At 60.9% G+C, this 23952-nt stretch carries 20 protein-coding genes; 14 read left to right on the top strand and 6 right to left on the bottom strand.

Annotated elements, in window-relative coordinates; genetic code table 11:
- Window positions 1–2124 (bottom strand): TonB-dependent receptor, encoded by a 2124-nt coding sequence (locus WHX55_RS23800; RefSeq protein WP_353741453.1) that lies wholly within the window; start codon window positions 2122–2124, stop codon window positions 1–3.
- Between the two features lie 195 nt (window positions 2125–2319).
- Between WHX55_RS23800 and WHX55_RS23795 the strand changes: the two genes are divergently transcribed.
- The 5 genes from WHX55_RS23795 to WHX55_RS23775 all read left to right on the top strand — a co-directional run bounded on the left by WHX55_RS23795 (window position 2320) and on the right by WHX55_RS23775 (window position 6546).
- Window positions 2320–3345 carry an NAD(P)H-dependent glycerol-3-phosphate dehydrogenase gene (locus WHX55_RS23795; protein WP_150754044.1) on the top strand — a complete coding sequence of 342 codons (1026 nt, stop codon included), beginning with the start codon at window positions 2320–2322 and terminating at the stop codon, window positions 3343–3345.
- A gap of 30 nt (window positions 3346–3375) precedes the next feature.
- On the top strand, window positions 3376–3723 hold the full coding sequence (locus tag WHX55_RS23790) for a DUF4389 domain-containing protein (RefSeq protein ID WP_007974561.1): 348 nt from the start codon (window positions 3376–3378) through the stop codon (window positions 3721–3723).
- Window positions 3720–4175, top strand: coding sequence for a phosphohistidine phosphatase SixA (gene sixA, locus WHX55_RS23785; protein WP_353741452.1), 456 nt, complete (start codon window positions 3720–3722; stop codon window positions 4173–4175). The genes WHX55_RS23790 and sixA overlap by 4 nt, the downstream gene beginning before the upstream one ends.
- Before the next feature lie 227 nt (window positions 4176–4402).
- Window positions 4403–6070: an AMP-binding protein gene (locus WHX55_RS23780; RefSeq protein WP_353741451.1), complete on the top strand. Its 1668-nt coding sequence runs from the start codon at window positions 4403–4405 to the stop codon at window positions 6068–6070.
- 32 nt (window positions 6071–6102) lie between these two features.
- Window positions 6103–6546 (top strand): hotdog fold thioesterase, encoded by a 444-nt coding sequence (locus WHX55_RS23775; protein WP_353741450.1) that lies wholly within the window; start codon window positions 6103–6105, stop codon window positions 6544–6546.
- A 9-nt stretch (window positions 6547–6555) separates the two neighbouring features.
- Here WHX55_RS23775 and WHX55_RS23770 read toward each other — a convergent pair whose 3' ends face one another.
- On the bottom strand, window positions 6556–9570 hold the full coding sequence (locus tag WHX55_RS23770) for an RHS repeat-associated core domain-containing protein (RefSeq protein WP_353741449.1): 3015 nt from the start codon (window positions 9568–9570) through the stop codon (window positions 6556–6558).
- Between the two features lie 189 nt (window positions 9571–9759).
- Here WHX55_RS23770 and WHX55_RS23765 point away from each other — a divergent pair, with 189 nt between their 5' ends.
- The 5 genes from WHX55_RS23765 (at window position 9760) to WHX55_RS23745 (ending at window position 14067) form a co-directional block, all read left to right on the top strand.
- Complete coding sequence (locus tag WHX55_RS23765) at window positions 9760–10566, top strand: alpha/beta hydrolase (RefSeq protein ID WP_046042984.1); 807 nt, start codon at window positions 9760–9762, stop codon at window positions 10564–10566.
- Window positions 10563–11417, top strand: coding sequence for an alpha/beta hydrolase (locus tag WHX55_RS23760; protein ID WP_150726143.1), 855 nt, complete (start codon window positions 10563–10565; stop codon window positions 11415–11417). Before WHX55_RS23765 ends, WHX55_RS23760 begins: the two co-directional genes overlap by 4 nt.
- Window positions 11418–11467: 50 nt before the next feature.
- Window positions 11468–12127, top strand: a complete 660-nt coding sequence (locus tag WHX55_RS23755; protein ID WP_150726144.1) for a glutathione S-transferase N-terminal domain-containing protein — start codon at window positions 11468–11470, stop codon at window positions 12125–12127.
- Between the two features lie 8 nt (window positions 12128–12135).
- Window positions 12136–12942, top strand: a complete 807-nt coding sequence (locus WHX55_RS23750; protein WP_353741448.1) for a DUF4892 domain-containing protein — start codon at window positions 12136–12138, stop codon at window positions 12940–12942.
- Between the two features lie 69 nt (window positions 12943–13011).
- A complete protein-coding gene (locus WHX55_RS23745) occupies window positions 13012–14067 on the top strand; it encodes an AI-2E family transporter (RefSeq protein ID WP_223456135.1) in 1056 nt (351 codons plus the stop codon).
- Window positions 14068–14176: 109 nt separating this feature from the next.
- Here the strand turns inward: WHX55_RS23745 and WHX55_RS23740 are convergent, their stop codons facing one another.
- Together WHX55_RS23740 and WHX55_RS23735 are read right to left on the bottom strand one after the other, a co-directional pair.
- Complete coding sequence (locus tag WHX55_RS23740; protein ID WP_353741447.1) at window positions 14177–15226, bottom strand: HAMP domain-containing sensor histidine kinase; 1050 nt, start codon at window positions 15224–15226, stop codon at window positions 14177–14179.
- Window positions 15226–15984, bottom strand: coding sequence for a response regulator (locus WHX55_RS23735; RefSeq protein WP_353741446.1), 759 nt, complete (start codon window positions 15982–15984; stop codon window positions 15226–15228). The genes WHX55_RS23740 and WHX55_RS23735 overlap by 1 nt, the downstream gene beginning before the upstream one ends.
- A 296-nt stretch (window positions 15985–16280) precedes the next feature.
- On the opposite strand from WHX55_RS23735, the gene pyrF reads away from it, so the two are divergent.
- Window positions 16281–16979 (top strand): orotidine-5'-phosphate decarboxylase, encoded by a 699-nt coding sequence (gene pyrF / locus WHX55_RS23730; RefSeq protein ID WP_008016546.1) that lies wholly within the window; start codon window positions 16281–16283, stop codon window positions 16977–16979.
- A gap of 131 nt (window positions 16980–17110) precedes the next feature.
- Here pyrF and WHX55_RS23725 read toward each other — a convergent pair whose 3' ends face one another.
- A complete protein-coding gene (locus WHX55_RS23725; RefSeq protein WP_353741445.1) occupies window positions 17111–18115 on the bottom strand; it encodes an NADP-dependent oxidoreductase in 1005 nt (334 codons plus the stop codon).
- A 236-nt stretch (window positions 18116–18351) separates the two neighbouring features.
- Between WHX55_RS23725 and WHX55_RS23720 the strand changes: the two genes are divergently transcribed.
- The 3 genes from WHX55_RS23720 to WHX55_RS23710 all read left to right on the top strand — a co-directional run bounded on the left by WHX55_RS23720 (window position 18352) and on the right by WHX55_RS23710 (window position 22837).
- Window positions 18352–19113, top strand: a complete 762-nt coding sequence (locus WHX55_RS23720; protein ID WP_353741444.1) for an SDR family oxidoreductase — start codon at window positions 18352–18354, stop codon at window positions 19111–19113.
- 265 nt (window positions 19114–19378) lie between these two features.
- The gene (locus WHX55_RS23715; RefSeq protein ID WP_353741443.1) at window positions 19379–20764 is read left to right on the top strand and encodes a PLP-dependent aminotransferase family protein; all 1386 of its coding nucleotides are present in this window, start codon (window positions 19379–19381) and stop codon (window positions 20762–20764) included.
- Between the two features lie 108 nt (window positions 20765–20872).
- Window positions 20873–22837, top strand: a complete 1965-nt coding sequence (locus WHX55_RS23710) for a methyl-accepting chemotaxis protein (RefSeq protein WP_353741442.1) — start codon at window positions 20873–20875, stop codon at window positions 22835–22837.
- A gap of 117 nt (window positions 22838–22954) precedes the next feature.
- Here the strand turns inward: WHX55_RS23710 and WHX55_RS23705 are convergent, their stop codons facing one another.
- Window positions 22955–23725: a hypothetical protein gene (locus tag WHX55_RS23705; RefSeq protein WP_150726155.1), complete on the bottom strand. Its 771-nt coding sequence runs from the start codon at window positions 23723–23725 to the stop codon at window positions 22955–22957.
- Between the last annotated feature and the right edge of the window lie 227 nt (window positions 23726–23952).

Genomic DNA, 23952 nt, shown 5'->3' with positions numbered 1-23952 from the left:
TTAAAGCTCCAGCTCCGCGCTGAAATACATCACGTGGCGCTGGTCATAATTGTTGTCGATGAAGGTGGTTGGCTGATTGTCCAGCCGTTGCTGGAGCACTCCGGCCAGTTCCAGGCTGGCCTTGCCCAAGGCGATGCGTTTGGCGAGGCGCGCATCGACCCGTTCGAAGCGGTAGCCGTTGAGGGCGTCATCGCCATAATAGAAAAACGCACTGTTCCAGCCCTGGCCCCAATCGCGCAGCCATCCGGCCGAACCACTGTTACTTGCAGTCTGCCTGGCATCCAGCGGGTTGCTTGCGTCGGCATCGACGTAGGCATAGGTCAGTCGCAGGCGATCGAGGCTGCCGACACGCCAGTCGAGCTGGGTTTCGCCCCCCGAAAAACGCGCTTTGTTGGCGTTGCTGGCGATGTACTGATTGTTGCGCAGCGGTTCACTGATCATGCCGGTGATTTCGTCGTGGAACAGCTTCACGTCGAGCGCCAGCCCCGGTCCGGGGAAATAGCCGTTGTAGCCCAGCTCCCGGGAGCGCATGCGCTCTTGATCGAGGTCGCCGGGGCCGCGGGTCTTGACGAAATAGCGGGCGCTGGACTGGCCAAAGGCACCGGGCTTGAGGTTGGTGACCTGATAACTCCAGTTGACGTTGTTCTCGAACATGTCCGGCGAACGGATGGCCTCGGAGTACACCGCACGCAAGCCGTGGCGCGGGTTGATCAGGTAGTTGAGCGCCATGCGAGGTGTCAGCGAGCTGTCGGTCAACCGGCTGTCCTCGAACATGGCACCGCCTTGCAGCAGCCAGTGTTCGGTGGCACGCCACTCGAACTGGCCGAACGCCCGCCAGATCGTGTCATCGAGAGTGCCATTGAAGTAGGTCTCGGAATCCGCCCGGTCGTAACGATAGTTCATCCCGCTGACCAGCCGCAGGTTATCGGCAAGGCTCAGGGTGTCCTGCAGTTCGAGGTCGTAGCGCGATTCCCGGGTGCTCTGGTCGATGTCGCCGCAAACGGTCTGGCTCGCGCCGTTGCGCCATTGATCGAGTACCTGGTTGGCCAGCGCCTGCTCGGCGGGCGTGCCGGCCGGCGCACCAGGACCGATGAAACGCGTGATATTGCGGGCCAGGCGTTCGGTGTAGTTCGGGTTCAATTGCCAGAGTTCGGTCAGTTGCGGGCTGAACGAAATTTCTGCGTCGCAGGCGCGCCAGGTTTGCTGGCGATCCCAGTGTTGCGCCGAACCCTGGATATAAAGGCTGTGGTCGGGATTGATGTCCAGATTCCAGCGCAATGACCCGGCGTAGTCCTTGGCGGTGACGTCGGAGTCGTTACCCGCGCGGGTAATCCCCGGGAACACCGGGCGGTAGGTATAGGGCCGCTGGTTGGTGCCGTCCTTGGCATTCAATTGCCAATCGAGGCTTTGCCGTTCGTCGAGGCTCTGGCTGACGGCGAGGTTGAAGCGATCGAGGCGACGACTGTCATGGTAGTCCGCGCCGGTCCGGTCGGTGTCGAAACCGTCGTCTTGCTGGCCAGACAGGGACAGGCGCATGTCACCGTCTTCCCAGCCCAGGCCCTGGCTGGCGTAAAAGTCGTTGATGCCGCGCTGGCCCCGGGTGACCTTCATGCGCGTACCGTGACTGTCGGCCGGCCGCCGGGTAATGATGTTGACCACCGCCATCAGGGCATTGGCGCCGTAGCTGACGGTATTCGGCCCACGGAAGACTTCGATGCGCTCGATGTCTTCCATGGCCACCGGAATGTCGCTCCAGTCGACGGTGGCCAGGCCGGCGCGATACACCGAGCGCCCGTCGATCAGCACTTGCATGCGTCGCGCTTCAGTCGCATTGGTGCCGTGGTAGTTCACCGCGGCCTGGTTGCCGCTGATGTTGCCGACCATCATCCCCGGTACCAGGCGCAGCAGTTCGCTGATGTCGCGGGCACCGCTGGCGTGGATCAGGGCGCTGTCGATCACCGTCATGCTTCCTGGAACGGCCGCCGGCGACTGCTTCAGACGTGTGGCGGTGAGCACTTGCGGCAGCGGTTCGCTGTCCAGGAACAAGTCGTCGGCCAGCACTGGCGAGCTGAATATCAGCGCCAGTACCAGAGGCGAATGCGGTGAAGGAGAGCCCGGAGACACAACACATTCCTGTCAGTGATTGATGGCGCGCATGTTAACCGAGCCGAATGACTTTTCCATTCACGATGTCTGCATTTTCCTCGGTTTTATTGGTCTTCTTCCTGCGGGTGCAGGTATTTGATGTCGGGGCTGGCCGCCGGTGGGCTGCCCCGTATAATGCCGACATCGCCACTGGTATGGATTAACGGATTGCATATGACTGAACAGCACCCGATTGCGGTCCTGGGAGGCGGAAGTTTTGGAACCGCCGTGGCTAATCTGCTGGCCGAGAACGGGCATCAGGTCCTTCAGTGGATGCGTGACCCCGAACAGGCCGAGGCCATCCGGGTCAATCGCGAGAACCCGCGTTACCTCAAAGGCATCAAGATTCTGCCCGGCGTCACGCCGGTCACCGACCTGCAAGCCACCCTGGACGCCTGTGACCTGTGTTTTGTCGCATTGCCCTCCAGCGCACTGCGCTCGGTGTTGGTGCCGCACGCCGAACGCTTGACCGGAAAATTGCTGGTGAGCCTGACCAAAGGTATCGAAGCCCACACGTTCAAGTTGATGAGCGAGATCCTCGAAGAGATCGCCCCGCAGGCGCGCATCGGTGTCCTGTCCGGGCCCAACCTGGCCCGTGAAATCGCCGAACATGCACTGACCGCCACGGTGGTCGCCAGTGAAGACGAAGAACTCTGCCAGCAGGTTCAGGCCGCACTGCATGGCCGTACCTTTCGTGTGTACGCCAGCGCCGACCGTTTCGGCGTGGAATTGGGCGGGGCATTGAAAAATGTCTACGCGATCATCGCCGGCATGGCGGTGGCGCTGGGCATGGGGGAAAATACCAAGAGCATGCTGATCACCCGGGCATTGGCGGAAATGACCCGCTTTGCGGTGAATCAGGGCGCCAACCCGATGACCTTCCTGGGGCTGGCGGGCGTGGGCGATCTGATCGTGACCTGTTCGTCGCCCAAGAGCCGAAACTATCAGGTCGGCTTCGCCCTCGGCCAGGGCCTGAGCCTGGACGAGGCGGTCACGCGCCTGGGCGAAGTCGCCGAAGGGGTCAATACCCTTAAAGTGCTCAAGGCCAAGGCCCAGGAGGTTGGCGTGTACATGCCGCTGGTCGCCGGGCTGCACGCGATCCTGTTCGAGGGGCGCACGCTGGAGCAGGTCATCGGCCTGTTAATGCGTGGCGAGCCGAAAACCGACGTCGACTTTATTTCCACCAGTGGTTTCAACTAATCACGCTTGCCAGAAAGCAGGGAGTTGCGCATGAACGATCCAAAAGTAGAAGCCAAATACGAGTCCATCCTGCTGCGGGTGCTGTGGATGATCGTCTTCGTGCTGGTGTGGCAAGTGGCGCAGTTCATCCTCGGTGCTGTCGTGCTGGTGCAGTTGATCTATCGTTTGTTCTATGGCGCCCCAAGCGCCAGCTTGATGAATTTCGGCGACAGCCTGAGCCAGTTTCTGGCGCAGATCGGTCGTTTCGGCAGCTTTCACAGCGACCAGAAGCCCTGGCCGTTCGCCGACTGGCCGACGCCGCGTACACCGGAGGGTGAGGCGCCGCATGTCGTGGCACCGGCACCGCATCCGGCCCGAGATGAGGAACCCAAGCTATGAAACTCTGGGTATTGCGTCATGGTGAAGCTGTACCGCACGGGTCCCGCCCCCACGATTCGGAGCGGGAGCTGACGGATAACGGTCGCAAGGAAGTATTGAAAATCGCCGCAGAGCTGGTGGGTCAGCCGCTGACCGGCATTTACGCCAGCCCGTACCTGCGAGCGCAGCAAACAGCGCAACTGGTACGAGAGGCATTGGGATTCGAACCGGAAATCCGCACCGTCGAGTGGCTGACACCGGACACGGAGCCGGACAAGGTGGCCGAACAGATGGTCGCGGTAAGCAACGTGTTGCTGGTCAGTCACAACCCGCTGGTGGGGAATCTGCTGAGCTACCTGCAACATGGTGCCGGACATCTGCCGGAAAAGGTCAGCACTGCTGGTCTGGCGGAGCTCAAGGGTGATGAGCTGCTGGTCGGGTCGATGAAACTCGACAGCATCAAGCACCCTTGACCACGCGTTTCAAAGGGCACAGCTTGACTTGAAGTGGGTGCCGAACACTGTGGGAGCGAGCTTGCTCGCGATAGCGTCAAGTCAGTCGACATCCATGTTGAATATTCGTCCGCCATCGCGAGCAAGCTCGCTCCCACAGATGTAGAAAATTTTGTATGAAATAGTCAACCAAGCACTTGCTTGGTTGACTACGCTTGCTCCAGACAAAAATCACAGGAGCGAGTCGCATGTCTGCTGCTTTTCGTTTGCCACTGGACGTCTTCTACGAGCGTGAGGCCCGTCATCCCCGCCAGCGCTTTCTGGTCCAGCCTGTCGGAGGCGGCCAGGTCGAGACCTTGACCTGGGCGGATGTCGGTCATCAGGCCCGTTGCGCGGCCCATTGGTTGCGGGCACGGGAACTGCCGCAGGGCAGCCATATCGCCCTGATCTCGAAGAACTGTGCGCACTGGATCATTGCCGACCTGGCGATCTGGATGGCCGGGCATGTGTCGGTGCCGTTGTACCCCAACCTCACCGCCGAGACCGTTGCCCAGGTACTCGAACATTCGGAGGCGGCGCTGGCATTCATCGGCAAGCTCGACGACTGGCCTGGCATGTCCCGTGGCGTCAGCCCCGACCTGCCGACCATCAGCCTGCCGCTGCATCCGTCGGGTACGTTCGATTTCAGCTGGGACGACCTGCAACGCAACTCGCCAATCCAGGACAATCCCAAACCTGCCGCCGATCAACTGGCGACCATCATTTACACGTCCGGCACCACGGGCATGCCCAAGGGCGTGATGCACAGCTTCGGCAATCTGGGGTTCGCCACCACACGCGGCACTGCGTTGTTCGGCCTCAACGAGTCGGACCGGTTGTTGTCCTACCTGCCGCTGTGCCACGTCGCCGAGCGGATGTTCGTCGAGCTGGCGTCGATCTATACCGGCCAAACGGTGTTTTTCGCCGAGAGCCTCGATACCTTCCTCACCGATCTGCAACGTGCGCGCCCGACCGCGCTGTTTGGCGTGCCGCGCATCTGGACCAAATTCCAGATGGGTGTGTACAGCAAGATCCCGGCAAAACGTCTCGACTTCCTGCTCGGCCTGCCGATCATCGGCAAACGGGTCGGGCATAAAGTCCTCGCCGGGTTGGGGCTGGATGCGTTGCGCATCGCGTTGTCCGGCGCAGCTCCGGTGCCGCAGACCTTGTTGCAGTGGTACCGCAAATTGGGACTGGATGTGCTGGAGGTCTACGGCATGACCGAGAGTTGCGGCTACTCCCACATCGGCATACCGGGCCAGAACAAACCAGGCTGGATCGGCAAGCCGTGCCCGGAAGTCGAAGTGCGGATTGCCGAGACGGGGGAGGTCATGGTGCGCAGTGGTGCGACCATGCTCGGGTATTACAAGGAACCGGAAAAAACCGCCGACACCATTACCGAGGACGGCTTCCTGCGTACCGGCGACAAGGGCGAGCAAGACGCCGAAGGCAATCTGCGCCTGACCGGACGCCTGAAGGAGATCTTCAAGACCAGCAAAGGCAAATACGTGGCTCCGGCACCGATTGAAAATCGCCTGGCCGTGCATTCGCGCATCGAGCAGGTCTGCGTGGTGGGCGATGGCTTGAGTGCGCCGCTGGGCTTGTGCGTGTTGTCGGCGGTCGGCCAGCAGGATGCCGGCGGGGCCGCGCGCGCCGGCCTGCATTCGAGCCTGGAAAAACTGCTGGAAGAGGTCAACGGCGCCCTCGACAAGCATGAACAGCTGCGGCGCCTGGTGGTGGTCAAGGACAGTTGGGCCGTGGAAAACGGCTTTCTCACCCCGACCCTGAAGATCAAGCGCAACGTGATCGAAGCGGCTTACGGAGAGCGCTTTGAGGAATGGAGCGAGCGCAGCGAAGCGGTGCTGTGGCAGGATTGATCCACGAACAAAACCAACAAGGAAACCCTGCGATGAGCCTGTGGCGCACCACCCCGAACATCGAGCAGTTGAACGCAATCCAGAAAAACACCATTGGCGAAGTGCTGGACATCCGTTTCGAAGCTTTTGACGATGAGTCCCTGACCGCCAGCATGGTCGTCGATCACCGCACCCATCAGCCTTATGGTTTGCTGCATGGCGGTGCCTCGGTGGTGCTGGCCGAATCGGTCGGCTCGATGGCCAGCTACCTGTGCATCGATGCCAGCAAGTTCTATTGCGTGGGCCTGGAAGTCAACGCCAACCATTTGCGCGGCCTGCGCAGCGGACGGGTGTCGGCGGTGGCCAGGCCGATCCATATCGGCCGCACGACCCATGTCTGGGACATTCGGTTGACCAGCGATGAGGGCAAGGCCAGCTGTGTGTCGCGGCTGACCATGGCGGTGGTGCCGTTAGGGGAGGAAGCACCGATGCGTTAGTTGAAACCCTTACACGTTTGAAAAATGGCGTATTGATGTCATGGGTATGTCGTAGCCACTTCGCATTTCCGGGTGGTAGCTATCAGGGGCCGAATCAGTCCATTCACTGTTTACTTCGGAGAATTGGTCCAGGCGGAAGTTCGCATCGTCGTATCTGAACAGCGCGGCAGTGCCGCGCTGCACATGCTGCCCCAGATACGTTCTGGCTTCGGTAGGCGTTGCCATTACTGCAACGAGGCCCATCCGCACATTGGCGTTTTCAATCGCACTGTTCAGGGGGTTGAACATGAACCTCAGTGAGGAGGTCAAGCCTGAGCCAGCTGTACGCGTAGACCAGCCATACATCAGCTCCCAGAAATGTGGCATGGATAGTTGGTTGGTACCTGATGCGTAGGTACCTCCACGCAATGCGTTGATGCCGACGATAGACGCTCCATCGAGACCTTCGACGATCGCACTGACGGCTACCGCGGCCACGGCCGGGAACTCTGCTTGAATGGCGCCGCCGCTAAACAGCAACACCCCGTAGGCGCCTGCGCGCAGGGTAGTAGCCACGCCGGACGGGGCGAGAGTGAGCCTGGGGCCAAGCTCTGCGGAGACTCGTTGCCCGGTTTCCCTTGTCAGCCCCGCTGGCACACTGCTAATGACGCTGATGGCTACCGCATTCAATGCCCCAGGATTGCTCAAGTATGAATAGAGTGGAGCCGCTGCTCCCGCTGCAGCACCCAACAATCCGCCAATACCCGCCCCGATCCTTTGCGCGGTACGGTTGTTGCTGTAACGGGAGACGATATTGCTGCCTGCACCCATCCCCATCGATCCGCCGGCCAAAGTACCCACCACTGAGCCTGCTACGGTCAAAGCGAGGTTGACGCCGGGGTCTACGGCTTGACTGTCTGCGTCGTCAGACGGTGTTGCCCATTGCGTCAGTGCCTGTGCCACAAAATACTTGACCGTTCCACCCGCCAAGGCACTCAGCCCATCACGCGCAAGCGTTGCGCCGGCAGCGTTAAACACTTCATCTACAGTGATCAGCCCCTGAAAGTCCACGTGTCCCATCGGATTGCCATGCACCATGGCAAACAGATTCAACCCATCGGCAACTCCCGCCGGGTCCGCGTTCAGCCAGCGTTGGCACCAGGGTACGTAGTAGCGCAACCCGTAGTAGTACAACCCGGTGGCATCCCGTTCCTGGCCGCAATAGCGCAGCGTCTTGTAGCTGGCTTCGAGTTTGTTGCGCCCGGCCCACCAGCAGGTTCCGCCGTAGGGGTAGTAACTTTCCCGGGAGATGAGCAAGGCCGCTTCGTCCAGCTCCAGGGCGCTGGAGCCCAAATGATCGGAAAAACCGTAGCGATGCTGGTATTGGGAAATGCCGACTGGCGGTTCAGTCTGCCAGTGCAGGATTTGCACCGTGCTGCGTCCGGCCTCGATCGTCACGACGTGCAAGGTCTCGTCGGCAGAGGTGCGCACTTCCACGCCCGGCAAGTAACGGGTTTCGTGGGTGCGGGTCATTGTGCCGGTGTAGGCCTGACGGATTTTTCGCTGACGCAGGCCACTGCCGTCGTACACATAAAACTCGCAATCGTCCGGTTCATCTTCACGAACCACCTGATCGACCTGCCGCAGTTGGTTGCGCAGATCCCATTGTAGGGTTTGTCCCGGTTGTAGCGCGGTACGGTTGCCGTTCAGGTCGTGACCGACGGCAATTTCCTCTTCGTCGGGCAGCTCGCCATCGGGCTTTTCGGGCAGGCTGCGATTACTCAGCCGGGCGACAGCCGTGCGTTCGGTACGGCTGGTGCTGTTTGCCTGATGCTGCATGATCTTCAGGTTGCCGGCTTCATCGTAGGTGTAGAAACGCGTGTAATTTTCCAGTTGTCCGGGATCAGGGGTGGGCTGGAAATCCGGTAACTGTGGCCCACCCGGCGCGTTGCGCAATTGCCGGCCACTGGCCTCGATCAGGCGGGAGAGGCTGTCGTAGCGGTAGCGATTAACCGGCTCGATGCGCTGGTTGCGGTGAAAGTGAGTCGCTTCAGCGGCGTCGGTGATGCAGGTGACATTGCCCACAGCGTCATATTCGTAGGCCAGGTCTTGCAACGCCGGTTGCCCTGGGACATAGGCTTTCAGGTGTTTCAGTCGGCCATCGTCGGGCCGATAAGTCGCGCATGAAACAACGCCGTTTCCCGCACGTTGTTTTTCGATCTGGCCGAAGGCGTTGTACTGGATGTCCCGGACCAATGCCGTTTCATCGGCCTGTCCGGCAAGGGTCACGCGGATTTCGCGCAGTTCGCCTGCACAGGTATGAATGAACGTCTGTCGGTTGCCCAATGCATCGGTCTGGCTGACGGGCTCGCTGGCGGCGTTGCAATGAAGGCGAGTGATGGCTGGTCCGTTCTCCAACAAGGCGTCGCGTTCAGGCTCTGACTCGGGCCAGTCCACCAGCCATTGTGGGTCGGCGATGAAGGTGCGGCCGTGCTGCAACGGCGTAGCGTTCAGACTGAACCCGGTGAAGAGCAGGGTGCCGGCGGTGTCGTCGTGCCGAATCAGCTGACCGCGCAGGTTATGGCCGACATCGCCGTCGGTATCGGCATAAGTGAATCGTGCGACGCAGCGTTCCGGCCCTTGCCACGTGCGCTCGAACGCAGCCACCGGGCGGCACTGAGGGTCATAGTCCACGTGGCTCTGGCTGAGCTTCTGATCCCAGCCTTCAACACGTTGCCCGTGCGCCCCGAGCAATCCCAGGCGCCAGCCGGCATCGCTGTTTTGCGAAAGCATTACAGCGCCCGACAAACTGAAAACGTTTTGCTGATTGGCTGCCGTCTGGCCGTCTTGCTGCAAACGGAACAGGCGTGGATCACGACTCAGAACAGCGCGACCGGCGCCGTCATATTCTTGTTGGGTGATGCAAGGCTCCGGTACCGACGCGCGCTCACGCCGGTGATACGCCACACCGCGCACGCTCCGCCCGCGAGGGTCAAATACCTGGATGGCCGGAGTGTTGGCGTGGATCATCGCGAGTTTGCCCATGACTCGGCGGGACAGCCCTTCTTATCCACTTGATGCTGGTTGGCAGTCAACTGTCAGAAATAACAGGTGGCGCCCGCAATGGCGTCATAGCCAAGGCAGGTCTGTCATCATTCCTGGCAGTTACGGTCATTGCTGCAAGATGTTTCTTTGCGGACAATCAGCCTTTGTTTCGCTCATGGATTTGCAGGTATGTCGCAACAGATCTTTTTCGCCCACGCCAATGGTTTTCCTTCGGGGACCTACGGCAAATTGTTTGCGGCGCTGGCACCCGAGTTTCAGGTGACGCATCTGGAGCAGCACGCCCACGACCCGCGTTTCCCGGCGGACGACAACTGGTACAACCTGGTGGATGAACTGATCCATCACCTGCAACAACAGGCCGAGCCCGTGTGGGGCGTCGGTCACTCCTTCGGTGGCGTGCTGCACCTGCATGCGGCCTTGCGCTGCCCCGAGTTGTATCGCGGGGTGGTGATGCTCGACTCGCCAGTGCTGACCCGAACCGATCAATGGGTCATACGGGCGGCCAAACGCTTCGGTTTTATCGACCGCTTGACCCCGGCCGGCCGTACCCTGGGTCGCCGCGAAGAATTCGCCGACCTGGAAAGCGCCCGGAAGTATTTCGCCGGTAAAACCCTGTTCCGCGGCTTCGACCCGGAATGCTTCGATGCCTACCTGCAACATGGCTTGCATCAGGTCGGCGACAAGCTGCGCCTGCGGTTCGACCCGGCCACGGAAATCAGCATCTATCGCGGCGTGCCGCACACCAGCCCGGGCAGCACCCGGCAGTTGCAAGTGCCGCTGGCGGTGGTACGCGGGCACAACAGCCGCGTGGTGATGCGCCATCACGCCAGTTCGGTCGACCGCCTGCCGCTGGGCGAGTCGTTGACCATGCCTGGCGGCCACATGTTTCCGCTCGAACGTCCCCTTGATACCGCTGACATGCTCAAAGGCCTGTTCTATCGCTGGGGCGGCCGTCGACAGCAGGATTGCGCATGAACCACGTCGTCGAAGAGGTTCGCCTGAGCCTGCCGCACATCGAACTGGCGGCACACCTGTTCGGTCCTGAAGACGGATTGCCGGTGATTGCCCTGCATGGCTGGCTGGACAACGCCAACAGCTTTGCCCGTCTGGCGCCCAAACTCAAAGGCTTGCGCATCATCGCGCTGGACATGGCCGGTCACGGTCATTCCGGGCATCGCCCGCCGGGAGCCGGCTACGCCATGTGGGACTATGCCCACGATGTGCTGCAAGTCGCCGAACAGCTTGGACTGCGCAAATTTGCGTTGATGGGGCATTCGATGGGCGCCATTGCTTCGCTGATCATCGCCGGGTCGATGCCCGAGCGGGTCACCCACCTGGCGTTGATCGACGGCATCATTCCTCCTACAGACAAAGGTGAAAATGCTGCCGAACGGATGGGCATGGCCCTGCAAGCGCAACTGGATCTGCGGGAAAAGCGCAAACCGGTCTACGACACCCTCGACCGTGCCATCGAAGCGCGCATGAAGGGCCTGGTGGCGGTCAGCCGCGAGGCCGCTGAACTGCTGGCTCAGCGTGGTCTGATGCCGGTACCGGGCGGTTACACCTGGCGCACCGACAATCGCCTCACGCTGCCATCGCCGCTGCGTCTTACCACCGAACAGGCAATGGCCTTCGTCCAGCGGATCAAGTGTCCTGCAACACTGGTGGTTGCCGCCGACGGCATGCTCGCCAAACACCCGGAATTGCTGGAGCGTCTACCCTTTAGCCGGGAACAGCTGCCAGGCGGCCACCATTTGCACCTCAATGACGAGTCCGGTGCCGATCTTGTCGCAGACTGTTTCAATCGGTTTTTCGCCATTCCTTGACTTGCGCCGGGCAACTGTCGAGGCTTGGCGGGTTGAAAAGGGAGACAACCATGATAGATCTCTACACCGCTGCGACCCCGAATGGCCACAAGGTCTCTATCGTGCTCGAGGAGCTCGGCCTGCCCTACACGGTGCATGCCTTGAGTTTCGACAAGAAGGAACAGAAGTCCGCGGACTTCCTCAAGATCAACCCCAATGGCCGGATTCCGGCAATTGTCGATCGCGCCAACGGCGATTTCGCCGTGTTCGAGTCCGGCGCCATCCTGATTTACCTCGCTGAACAGACCGGCAAACTGATGCCATCGGACCCGAAGGGCCGTTCGCTGGTATTGCAGTGGCTGATGTTCCAGATGGGCGGGATCGGCCCGATGCAGGGTCAGGCCAACGTGTTCTTTCGCTACTTTCCGGAAAAACTCCAGGGCGCCATCGACCGCTATCAGCATGAAACCCGCCGCCTCTACGAAGTGCTCGACACGCGGTTGCAAAGCGTGGAGTTCCTCGCCGATCAGTACAGCATTGCCGACATCGCCACCTTTCCCTGGGTGCGCGGTTACGAGTGGTCGGGCGTCTCGGTGGAGGGCTTGACGGCGTTGCAACGCTGGATGGCGACCATGGAGGCCCGGCCGGCGGTGCAGCGTGGTCTGCAAGTACCGCAACGCGCCGATGAAGCCAGTGTCATCAAGGGCGCCCAGGCCATGCTGATCCGATGAGTCTATCCATGCGTTCATTCAGTTTGCTGGTGCTGGGCAGTTTCAGTCCCTTGTTGTTCGCCGCCGATGTTCCGGGTAGTCAGGACCTGCCTATAGTGCCGCGCATGGTCGACGCCCAGATTGTCGACTATCGCCCCGTCGCCGAACTGGAGCGGATCTACCCGTTGGGTTCGATCCGTAAAATCAGTGGCCAGTTACGTTTCGACGGTCAGGTCAGTGCCCGCGGCAACGTCACTTCGGTGACCTACGAGTTGCCACCGGAGCATTCATCCATCCAGGCGTTCACTGCTGCCCGCGAGGCTTTGCAACAGCAGGGCGCCGGGTTGCTCTTTTGGTGCCAGGCGCGCGATTGCGGCGAAAGCAGCCTCTGGGCCAATGAAGTCTTCGGCAACGCCAAGCTGTACGGCGCCGACGATCAACAAGCCTATTTGCTGCTGCGACTTGCCGCTCCACGGGACAACACGCTCGTCGCGCTGTACAGCATCACCCGGGGTAATCGCAAAGCCTACTTGCATGTCGAGCAGTTCGACGCTTCGTCACCGCTGGGCGAGTTGTTGCCGACCTCCGCGACCTTGCTGCGTGAACTCAAGAGCACCGGCGAGCTCGATTTTCCCACGTTGAACAGCGCACCTGACGAGACCTGGCTACGCCTGATTTCTCGCGGACTGAATCTGGACACCACCTTGCGGGTCAGCATTTCCGGAGCGAACGCCGAAGCCTGGCGTCAGGCACTGATTGCCCAGGGCGTGCGTGCCGCGCGGATGGAATCCGGCAGTGCCGAAGGCTCTGGCCTGCACATCGAGCTATTGCGCTAGGCTGTACCGGGCGAGCGTGCAAGCTGCGTTCGCCTACTCTTTTGCTGACTGACTTTTTCGAGACTTTTGATGATCAATAACGATCGCCTGTTGGTGCAGATCCTGCTCGTGGTGTTGTTCGGCGCGAGCTTCTGGGTGATGGCGCCGTTCTGGTCGGCGATGTTCTGGGGTGCGGTCCTGGCGTTTGCCAGTTGGCCGCTGATGCGCTTGCTGACCCGTTGGCTCAATGGCCGCGAGTCGCTGGCGGCTGCATTGCTGACGCTGGGCTGGATGGTGCTGGTAGCGGCACCGCTGGTGTGGCTGGGTTTCAACCTCGCCGATCATGTGCGCGATGCCACCGCATTCATCAAGGATGCGCAGGTCGAGGGGCTGCCCGAAGCACCGGTCTGGCTGGGTTCGATTCCCTTTGTGGGCGAGCGGCTGGTAGGCATCTGGAACAGCATCGATGAGCAGGGCGCGGCAATGATGGTGTCGCTCAAGCCCTATCTGGGGCAGGTGGGTAACTGGTTGCTGGCGCGCAGCGCGCAGATCGGCGGCGGTATTCTCGAACTGACCCTGAGCATCGTCTTCGTGTTCTTTTTCTATCGTGACGGGCCGCGTCTGGCGGCGTTTGTACACACATTGCTGGAGCGGCTGATCGGTCAGCGGGCCGGCTACTACATTGAACTGGTGGCGGGCACGGTGCAGCGGGTGGTGAACGGTGTGATCGGCACCGCGGCGGCCCAGGCGATCCTGGCGCTGATCGGGTTCCTGATCGCCGGCGTACCGGGAGCGTTGGTGCTCGGCATCGTGACGTTCATGCTCAGCCTGATCCCGATGGGCCCGCCACTGGTGTGGATTCCGGCAACCGCGTGGCTGGCCTGGAAAGGCGAGTACGGGATGGCCATATTCCTCGGGATCTGGGGCACATTCGTCATCAGCGGTGTCGACAACGTGCTCAAGCCGTACCTGATCAGCCGTGGCGGTAATCTGCCGTTGGTCATTGTGCTGCTTGGGGTGTTTGGCGGGTTGATTGCCTTTGGTTTCATCGGCCTGTTCATTGGCCCGACATTGCTGGCGGTGGCTTACAGCCTGTTGATCGACTGGAGCAAGACTCAGGCGCGGGTCGAAGATCGTCGGCCCTGAAGTTCCAGGGTCCGTAGCCCACTGAACCCCTGAGGGTCAGTGGGCTTTTTGTTGCGGCACAGGGCCTCATCGCGAGCAGGCTCACTCCCACAAAGGGCTGGTGTGGCTTTCAGGTTCGCGGCAGGCGAATCACCGCCGTCAGGCCACCACCCGGGGTTTCTTCCAGTGTCAGCTGCCCGCCCATTCGTTGTGCGGCCTCGCGGGCAATGGTCATGCCCAGGCCAACGCCGCCGGAGTTGCGATTGCGCGAGCCTTCAAGGCGGAAGAAGGGTTCGAACACCGCTTCGCGTTGTTCTGCGGCGATGCCCGGGCCATGGTCGATGACCCGAATCACCAACTGTTGACGATGGTCTTGCAGGGTAATCAGCGCCTGTCCGGCATAGCGCAGGGCATTGTCCATCAGGTTGTTGATGCAAGAACGCAAGGCCATCGGCTGCACCTGCAAGGGGGCGCAGTGGCCGCTGGCCTGGACGTTCGCGCCCTGGTCCTGGGCATTTTCGCTCAGGGACTCCACCAACGCCTGCACGTCCATCCACTGCGGGGCTTCGCTGGTGCGCTGTTCATGCAGATAGGTGAGGGTGGCGTCGAGCATGCTGATCATGTCGTCGAGGTCCTGGCGCATCTGGCCTTGCAGCTTGTCGTCGTCGATTTTCTCCAGCCGCAGCTTGAGCCGCGACAGCGGCGTGCGCAGGTCGTGGGACACGGCGCCGAGCATGCGCGAGCGCTGCTTGACCTGTTCCAGGATGCGCCGCTGCATTTTGTTGAACGTGTGCGCCGCTTGCCGCGCTTCCCGTGGTCCCAATTCATCCAGTGGCGGGCTGTCGAGGTCTTCGCTCAAGCGCTCGGCCGCGTCGCTCAGGCGCTGGATCGGCCGGCTCAGCAGTTTGGCGCCGTACCAGGCGGCGATTATCAACGAGACAAATTGAAAGGTCAGGGGCACCAACGGGCCGCCAAACCACGGTCGAGGCGGCCGTTTCTCGAGGTTTGGGTCCAGTGGCGGGCGTGGCCCGTCCAGGCCTTCGGAAAACTCCGGTGGAGGCGGCGGTGGTGTCGGGTCGTAATGGTGAAACCAGGCAAAGGCCAGCAGGTGCGCGAGGATAATCGCCAGCAACAGCACGCCAAACAGGCGGCCGAACAGCGTATCGAAGCGCCCGCGCATCAGCCGATGTCTCGGGCATCGAACAGGTAACCCTCGCCGCGAACGGTCTTGATCAACTGCGGAGCCTTGGGGTCGTCGCCGATTTTCTGGCGCAGGCGCGACACCAGCAGGTCGATGCTGCGGTCAAAGGCTTCGATCGAACGACCACGGGCGGCGTCCAGCAGTTGTTCACGACTGAGCACGCGGCGCGGACGTTCGATAAACACCCAGAGCAGGCGGAATTCGGCGTTGGACAGCGGCACCACCAGGCCATCGTCGGCAATCAGTTGCCGCAGCACGCTGTTCAGGCGCCAATTGTCGAAACGAATGTTCGTCCGCTGTTCGCAGCGGTCATCGCGCACCCGACGCAGGATGGTCTGGATCCGCGCCACCAGCTCGCGGGGCTCGAACGGCTTGGCCATGTAGTCGTCGGCGCCGAGTTCGAGGCCGATGATCCGGTCGGTGGGCTCGCAACGGGCGGTGAGCATCAGGATCGGGATGTCCGACTCGGCGCGCAACCAGCGGCACAGCGACAGACCGTCTTCACCGGGCAGCATCAGGTCGAGCACCACCACATCGAAATGCTCCGCCTGCATCGCCAGGCGCATCGCGGCGCCATCGGTGACGCCGCTGGCGTGGATGTTGAACCGGGCCAGGTAGTCGATCATCAGTTCGCGGATCGGGACGTCATCGTCGACGATCAGGGCGCGAATGCTCCAGCGTTTGTCGTCACCGGGCGTCTTTTGGTCGTCGTTCACGGGTGCTTGGGTGTTGTGCATGCGTGCGTTCATCTGCCAGGTAGGCTGCCAACCACAAAGATAGGCTGCGAGGTTGTGGTTCCAGCATAGGCGTCCGGCCCGGAGGCGGGAAGTGCTGTTGCAAGGACCTGTTGCGGTTGCCGAGGGTAGCGGGCCGGGGTATTGCGGGCGTGTCGTGTGTGTATCGAACTCGACACAATCGCCTCAAGGGCTAGTCTTGCCTGAGCCGTTGCGACGATTTACCGATCATCGGGTCCCGCAGCGGCGCTGGTTCCGCTACAATGCGCGCCGATTTCGACTTGCCTGAGAGCCCACTCATGTCCGCCTGCCAGACTCCCATCATCGTCGCCCTGGATTTCCCTACCCGTGACGCCGCACTGAAGCTGGCCGATCAGTTGGACCCGAAGCTGTGCCGGGTCAAAGTCGGCAAGGAGCTGTTCACCAGCTGCGCTTCGGAAATCGTTGGTACCCTGCGCGACAAGGGTTTCGAAGTGTTCCTGGACCTCAAGTTCCACGACATCCCGAACACCACTGCGATGGCCGTCAAGGCGGCTGCGGAAATGGGCGTGTGGATGGTCAACGTGCATTGCTCCGGCGGCCTGCGCATGATGGCCGCGTGCCGTGAAGTGCTGGATCAGCGCACCGGTCCCAAGCCGTTGCTGATCGGCGTGACCGTGCTGACCAGCATGGAACGTGAAGACCTGGCGGGCATCGGCCTGGACATCGAGCCCCAGGAGCAGGTGCTGCGCCTGGCCGCCCTGGCGGAAAAAGCCGGGATGGACGGCCTGGTGTGCTCGGCCCTGGAAGCCCAGGCGCTGAAAGCGGCGCATCCGTCGCTGCAACTGGTGACCCCGGGGATTCGTCCTGCGGGCAGCGCCCAGGACGATCAGCGCCGCATTCTGACGCCACGTCAGGCACTGGATGCCGGTTCCGACTATCTGGTGATCGGCCGTCCGATCAGCCAGGCGGCGGATCCAGCCAAGGCATTGGCGTCGGTCGTGGCTGAACTGGCTTAAACACCGCTGTACCTGTGGGAGCGAGCTTGCTCGCGATGAGGGAGGGTCAGTGACGTCAATGGCGCCTGACACTCCGCTATCGCGAGCAAGCTCGCTCCCACATTGGTTTTGTGATCACTTCAACTGTTGAGTCAAACCTTCAACACCAACTTCCCGAAATTCTCGCCGCTGAACAATTTCATCAACGTCTCCGGGAAAGTCTCCAGTCCTTCGACGATGTCTTCCTTGCTTTTGAGCTGCCCCTTGGCCATCCAGACGGCCATTTCCTGGGCGGCGCTGGCGTATTGGGCGGCGTAATCCATCACCACAAATCCTTCCATGCGTGCACGGTTGACCAGCAGTGACAGGTAGTTGGCGGGGCCCTTGACCGCCTCCTTGTTGTTGTACTGGCTGATGGCACCGCAAATCACCACCCGCGCCTTCATGTTCAGGCGGCTCAACACCGCGTCGAGAATATCGCCACCCACATTATCGAAATACACGTCGACGCCTTTCGGGCACTCGCGCTTGAGGCCAGCGAGGACGTCTTCGCTCTTGTAGTCGATAGCGCCATCGAAGCCCAGTTCATCGATCAGGAACTTGCACTTGTCGGCGCCGCCTGCGATGCCGACCACCCGGCAGCCTTTGATCTTGGCGATCTGCCCGGCAATGCTGCCCACGGCGCCGGCTGCGCCCGACAGCACCACGGTGTCACCGGCCTTCGGAGCGCCGACGTCGAGCAGGGCGAAGTACGCCGTCATCCCGGTCATGCCCAGTGCGGACAAGTAACGTGGCAGCGGTGCCAGTTTCGGATCGACCTTGTAGAAGCCTCGCGGCTCGCCGAGGAAGAAATCCTGCACACCCAGGGCGCCGTTGACGTAATCCCCGACCGCGAACCCCGGGTTGTTCGACGCAATGACTTTGCCCACACCCAAGGCGCGCATGACTTCGCCAAGCCCGACCGGCGGGATGTAGGACTTGCCCTCGTTCATCCAGCCACGCATGGCCGGGTCCAGGGACAGGTATTCGTTTTTGACCAGGATCTGACCCGCCGCCGGCTCGCCGACCGGCACTTGCTGATAAGTGAATGTCTCGCGGGTCGCCGCGCCAACCGGACGTTTGGCGAGCAGGAATTGGCGATTGGTCTGGGAGGTCATGGCAGGCACTCAAGATGAATGAAGCCTTGTTGATAGCCGGTCAGCGACGATGTCGCAAGTTCGGCTGATACGGCGAATGCAGGTTGATCCAGTGCAGTGATAGTTGGTACGACAGTTCCATCACTGCAACTCATGGGCGCCCAACCGGAGCCTTGATAGTGCTGCCGTGTTCAAGACCTCCATGGCTAGACTGGTCCCACGCGATTCCCCGCATTCTTCTTTTCGAGGACATAACAATGAGCATGACGTTTTCCGGCCAGGTGGTCGTGGTGACAGGCGGGGCGGCCGGTATTGGCCGCGCGACCGCCGAGGCATTTGCCGCCGAGGGCCTGAAGGTCGTGGTGGCCGATATGGACGTGGCGGGCGGCGAGGGCACGGTGGCGCTGATTCGTACCGCCGGTGGCGAAGCGACCTTCGTGCGCTGCAACGTTACCCTGGAAAGCGATGTAAAAAATCTGATGGAGGAGGTGATCAATACTTACGGTCGCCTCGACTATGCCTTCAACAATGCCGGCATTGAAATCGAGAAAGGCAAATTGGCCGAAGGTACGCTCGACGAGTTCGACGCGATCATGGGCGTCAACGTCAAAGGTGTCTGGCTGTGCATGAAGTACCAGTTGCCGCTGTTGCTGGCGCAAGGGGGCGGCGCGATCGTCAATACGGCATCGGTGGCCGGCCTCGGGGCAGCGCCGAAAATGAGCATCTACGCAGCCTCCAAGCATGCGGTGATCGGCCTGACCAAGTCGGCGGCCATTGAATACGCCAAGAAGAAGATCCGGGTCAACGCAGTGTGCCCGGCGGTGATCGACACGGATATGTTCCGCCGCGCTTATGAAGCCGACCCGAAAAAAGGCGAGTTCGCCAACGCCATGCATCCGGTCGGCCGCATCGGCAAGGTCGAAGAGATCGCCAGCGCGGTGCTGTACTTGTGTAGCGATGGGGCGGCGTTCACCACGGGGCACTCATTGGCCGTGGACGGTGGTGTAACAGCGTTCTGAAGCAATGCATCGCTACTGAAGGAATAGTTGCAACTTGTGGGAGCGAGCCTGCTCGCGATGAGGGCGTATCAGTCGACATTAATATCGGCTGACACACCGCTTTCGCGAGCAGGCTCGCTCCCACAGGTTTTTTGGTTCGTCAAAGGGACCAGGCAATGTGTTTCAAATGATTAGAACAAAGGATTTTGGCGGCGTTGTCGCACATGTTTTCGAACACTCCTGTGATTAACTGCTTCTCGCAAAATCAACAGGAGTTTGCTTGCTCATGGAATTGAGAATCGACCGACAGGCGCTGGTGCCCGTCGTACAGCAAATTGTTGACGCGCTGACCTGTTGGCTTCATTCCAGCGGGGTATTGCCCGGTACGCGCCTGCCTTCGGTGCGACAGATCGCGCGGATCAATTTGCTCAGTCAGTTAAGTGTCGCTCAGGCCTGCGAACGCCTGGTGACGCAGGGGATGCTGGTGTCCGGCCATGGGGCCGGCTATACGGTTGCCGACCCGGCATTGGCCGCGGGCGCAAAGCATGAGCCTGCGTGGTTCGAGGGGGCTGAGCCTGAGTGCGGGCCTTTTTCGAGTGAATTGAGGCTGGGCTGTGGCGGGCTGCCTGAAAGCTGGCGCGAGACCGACGATCTGATTTACGCGATTCGGCAAGTCAGTCGTACCGATACGGCCAGCCTGTTCAACTACAGCACGCCGCTGGGATTGCCAGCCTTGCGACAACAGATACTCAAGCGCCTCAGGCAACTGGATATCCCGGTGCAGGACAGTCGGATCATGACCACGGCGGGGGCCAGTCAGGGACTCGACCTGGTTGTGCGGACACTGTTCAAGGCCGGTGACTGTGTAGTCGTGGAGAGTCCCGGTTATCCGGTGCTGTTCGATCTGCTCAGGCTGCACGGCATCCACATGGTCGAGGTGCCGCGAACACCACGCGGGCCGAACTTTGAAGTGCTCGAATCGGTGCTGGTCAAACACCGGCCTCAAGGGCTGCTCATCAATAGCTTCTATCACAACCCGACCGGCAGCAGCCTTGCACCGGTGGTGGCGCGCCGCGTGCTGCAACTGGCCAGGACCTTTGGTGTGCAGGTGATCGAAGACGACGTTTATGCGGACTTGCACAGCGGTTCCGGTACGCGACTGGCTGCGCTGGACGACAACGTGATCTACGTGGGCAGCTATTCCAAGACCCTCAGCAGTTCCTTGCGGGTCGGTTTCGTGGTGGCCGGTTCCGAAGTCATTACGCGTCTGGCCGAGGTCAAAATGATCAGTGGCATGGGCGCCTCACGATTTTGCGAGTCGGTGCTGGCGTGCCTGTTGGCTAACGGTGCCTACGGCAAACTGGTGCAGCGTCAGCGCCAACGTTTGAGCAGCGGCCGGCTGGCGGTGTTGCAATTGCTCGAAGATGCCGAATGGGAGGTTTTCGGCAAGCCGACGGGAGGCCTGTTCATCTGGGCGCGATCACCAATGTCTGACTTCGATAAGGTGCGGACCCAGGCACGGCGTCTGGGTGTACTGCTGTCATCGAAGACCGCCTTCAACCCCTCGGGTGAGGCCAGTGACTGGCAGCGTATCAACGTGGCCTATGCCTGCGACCCGCGTGCCCGTGCGCTCTTTCAGGCCACTGCCCGGGATCGACCTCAAGCGTTCTGAAAACGACGTTGATGTAGCTTTTTGCCATTATTCAGGCGCCGGAGCCTTGTGTTGCTACTGGCCCGTTGCGAATCTGCGACTACAGACTTTGGCAGGGGACTAAGTGCAATGAATTCGGCCGTGCAAGGACGTTTTGCCAACCTCGGTATGGCGAAAAAACTGGGTGTCGGGTTTGTCCTGGTGCTGTTGTTGACTGCACTGGTGGCGGGCATTGGTGTCTGGTCCCTGCAAACCATCAGCCAGCGCTTCGACGGGCTCAAGCAAATGTCATCGCTCAACAGCGGTTTGCTCAAGGTGCGGCTACTGGAACAGGAGTACGCCTTGCACGGCAATCCGAAAACCGTCGATGCCCTGCACGAGGGCGTCGATGGCCTGATCGCTCTGGCCGACCAGCTCAAGGCCGCGTCTGCGGCCAACGTGCCGGTGATGAATGATGTCGAACAGTCCCTGGGTGCCTATCGCAAGGCCTTCGACGAGTTTGTCTCGCTCACCCAGGCCAAGGACCTGGCGCTGGAAATGGCCAGTTGGTCGGTGTCCAGCGTGGCCAATAATCTTGATGTATTGCAATCCGGACTCGCCGATGACGGCGCCTATACGCTGAAGGATTCCGAAGGCAAGGACGGTGCGCAATTCATCGAGCAGGCCAGCCAGGTCAGCCAGGTTTCACGCTTGATGCTGCAAGCCATGAATGAAGCACGCGTGCGTCTGGATCAAAGCCGCAAAGGCGACGACAGCGCCGGGCAGGGCAAGATCGAACAGGCGAGCCAGGCGTTGCTCCAGGCCGAGCAGCTCAAGACCACGGTCAAGGATGAGGGTTACCAGACCGTCCTCAATGAGGTGACGGGCCATATCGCCAGTTTCAGTGACAAGCTCGCCGAGTACACCGGCCTGCTGGAACAGGAAAAAACCGTCTATCAACAATTGCACCAGCGCGCATCCCAAGTGGTCGAGCGGGTGGATCAGGCTTATGTCGCGCAAGACCAGGCGATGCAGGCTGAACTGAAAAAGAACTCGCTGCTGATCATTGGCTCTTCCGCGTTGGCCTTGCTGGTCGGGCTGGTTGCCGCGTGGTTCATCACCCGGTTGATCGTGGCACCGCTGCGCCGTGTGATTCAGGTGGCGCAGCAGATTGCCTCGGGGGATTTGAGTGCGACCATTGACGTGACCCGCCGTGACGAAATCGGTCAGTTGATGCAGGCAATGCAGCAAATGGGCGCGGGGCTCAGTCATATTGTCAGCGGCTTGCAGTCGGGTATCGAGCAGTTGGCGACTTCCGCCCAATCGCTGTCGACGGTGACTGAACAGACCAACCTCGAAGTCAGCACGCAGAAAGAGGAAACCGAACAGGTCGCCACCGCAATGAATCAGATGACGGCCACGGTGCATGATGTCGCGCGCAATGCCGAGGAAGCGGCCCTGGCCGCGCAAACGGCTGACGGCAAGGTTGAAAGCGGTCAGCAAGTGGTGCGCCAGAGCATGGCGCGGATCGAGCAGTTGGCGGATTCGGCCACCTCGGCCAGTTCGAGCATCGAAAGCCTGAGTGCGGAAATCCAGAACATCGGCACGGTGTTGAGTGTGATCAAAAGCGTGGCGGAGCAGACCAACCTGCTGGCATTGAACGCGGCGATCGAGGCGGCCCGGGCCGGCGAGCAGGGCAGGGGCTTTGCAGTGGTGGCCGATGAAGTGCGTGCGTTGGCCAAGCGAACCCAGCAATCGACCGAGGAAATCGAACGCCTGGTCAGCGCTTTGCGCTCGGCGGCGCAGTCGTCGGTGCAGCAGATCCAGAGCAGTGGCGAGTTGGTGAAGCTGGCGGTCAGCGATGCCTTGCAGACCGAGAGTGCGCTGGGAAGCATTGCGGCGGCGGTATCCTTGATCCAGCAGATGAACCAGCAGATCGCCGCGGCGGCCGAGGAACAGAGCTCGGTGGCCGAGGAGATCAACCGCAGTGTCACCAGTATTCGCGCCAGTGCCGATCAGTCATCGCTAGCGATGCAGGGCAATGCAGCATCCAGTATTCAGTTGGCGCAACTGGGGGTTGAGCTGAAGGGGATGGTGGGGCATTTCAGGCTCTAAGAGCTTCCTGTAGGAGCGAGCTTGCTCGCGATGGTCGTTAAAGATAACGCGCGTTTACTGGTTGAACGCGGCGATCTGGAGTCCATCGCGAGCAGGCTCGCTCCTACATAGGATCAATCAGTCGTAGATCACTTTCTTTTTCCAGTCCGCATCGGCCTCGACGTCTTTGAGGCCTTCGGTCAACGGGTTGACCTCGCCTTCGACCGGCGCGATGCGATCCATGACCTGGTCGTTGGCCCGGGCCAGGAGTTTTTCCAGGTACTCCAGTTGCTCGGCGTAGACCTGTGGTTCCTGCTGTTTGCGCAGGTATTGCACGCCGCGTTCGAATGCCAGGCGGGCCTGTCCGGGCTGGTTCTGTTGCAGGGAATGCTGGCCAAGGTTGTTGAAGAACTCGATGTGCAACAGCACGAGGATGTGGCGCACTTCACGGATCCAGCGCTTGGCTTCGTTGGGCGGCAAGAAGCCGTCCTGTGCCGCGCGGGTAATCTGGCCGTGCAGGGCTTCGAGCAGGAAGCGGACATCCTTGGCCTTGGCTTCGGTCTGGATCGGTGCTGGCGGGTTGTTGACCGGGATGGATTCACCCTGGCCGACCAGGGCCTCCAGTTCGGCGATCCGTGCCTTGAGGTTGGCGCTGGATTTTTCCAGGTTAAGCAGGCGCTGGCAGACGTTCAGTTCCAGGCGGGCCAACAGTAGCTTGATTGCCGGGGTCATCAGCTGGCCGGGGAACGTCTCGGTGATTTCGCCGCAGCGTCGCAGGCGATCGTTGAGCTCGATCTTGGTACGGGCCTTTTCCAGCTTGTTGTTTTCCACCACATGGTTCATGTAGCCAATGGCGATCAACAGTGCGATCCCGGCTACGACTAGCAGGGTGATCATGAGTGGCGTCACCGGTAAGACCTCTTTATAGGTTACGCATGCGAGTCTGGTGGCTTGGCATTTGAGCAACCAGGCCCGCACGACGGGTTGGATCGGACATGCTTGTACTTATATCGGCCGCAGCCCCGTTTCTATGAATGATGGCACTCGACACACAAATTGCCATCATTGGGTGGACTATAACGTCTTGGCGAGTGCCAGAATATAAGCGTCAAACGCCGGGCGGCGGAAAACCGCAA

It is taken from the genome of Pseudomonas fluorescens (genome assembly GCF_040448305.1).
Taxonomy (GTDB): Bacteria; Pseudomonadota; Gammaproteobacteria; order Pseudomonadales; family Pseudomonadaceae; genus Aquipseudomonas; species Aquipseudomonas fluorescens_BH.
This window is presented reverse-complemented; position numbering and strand designations above follow the sequence as displayed.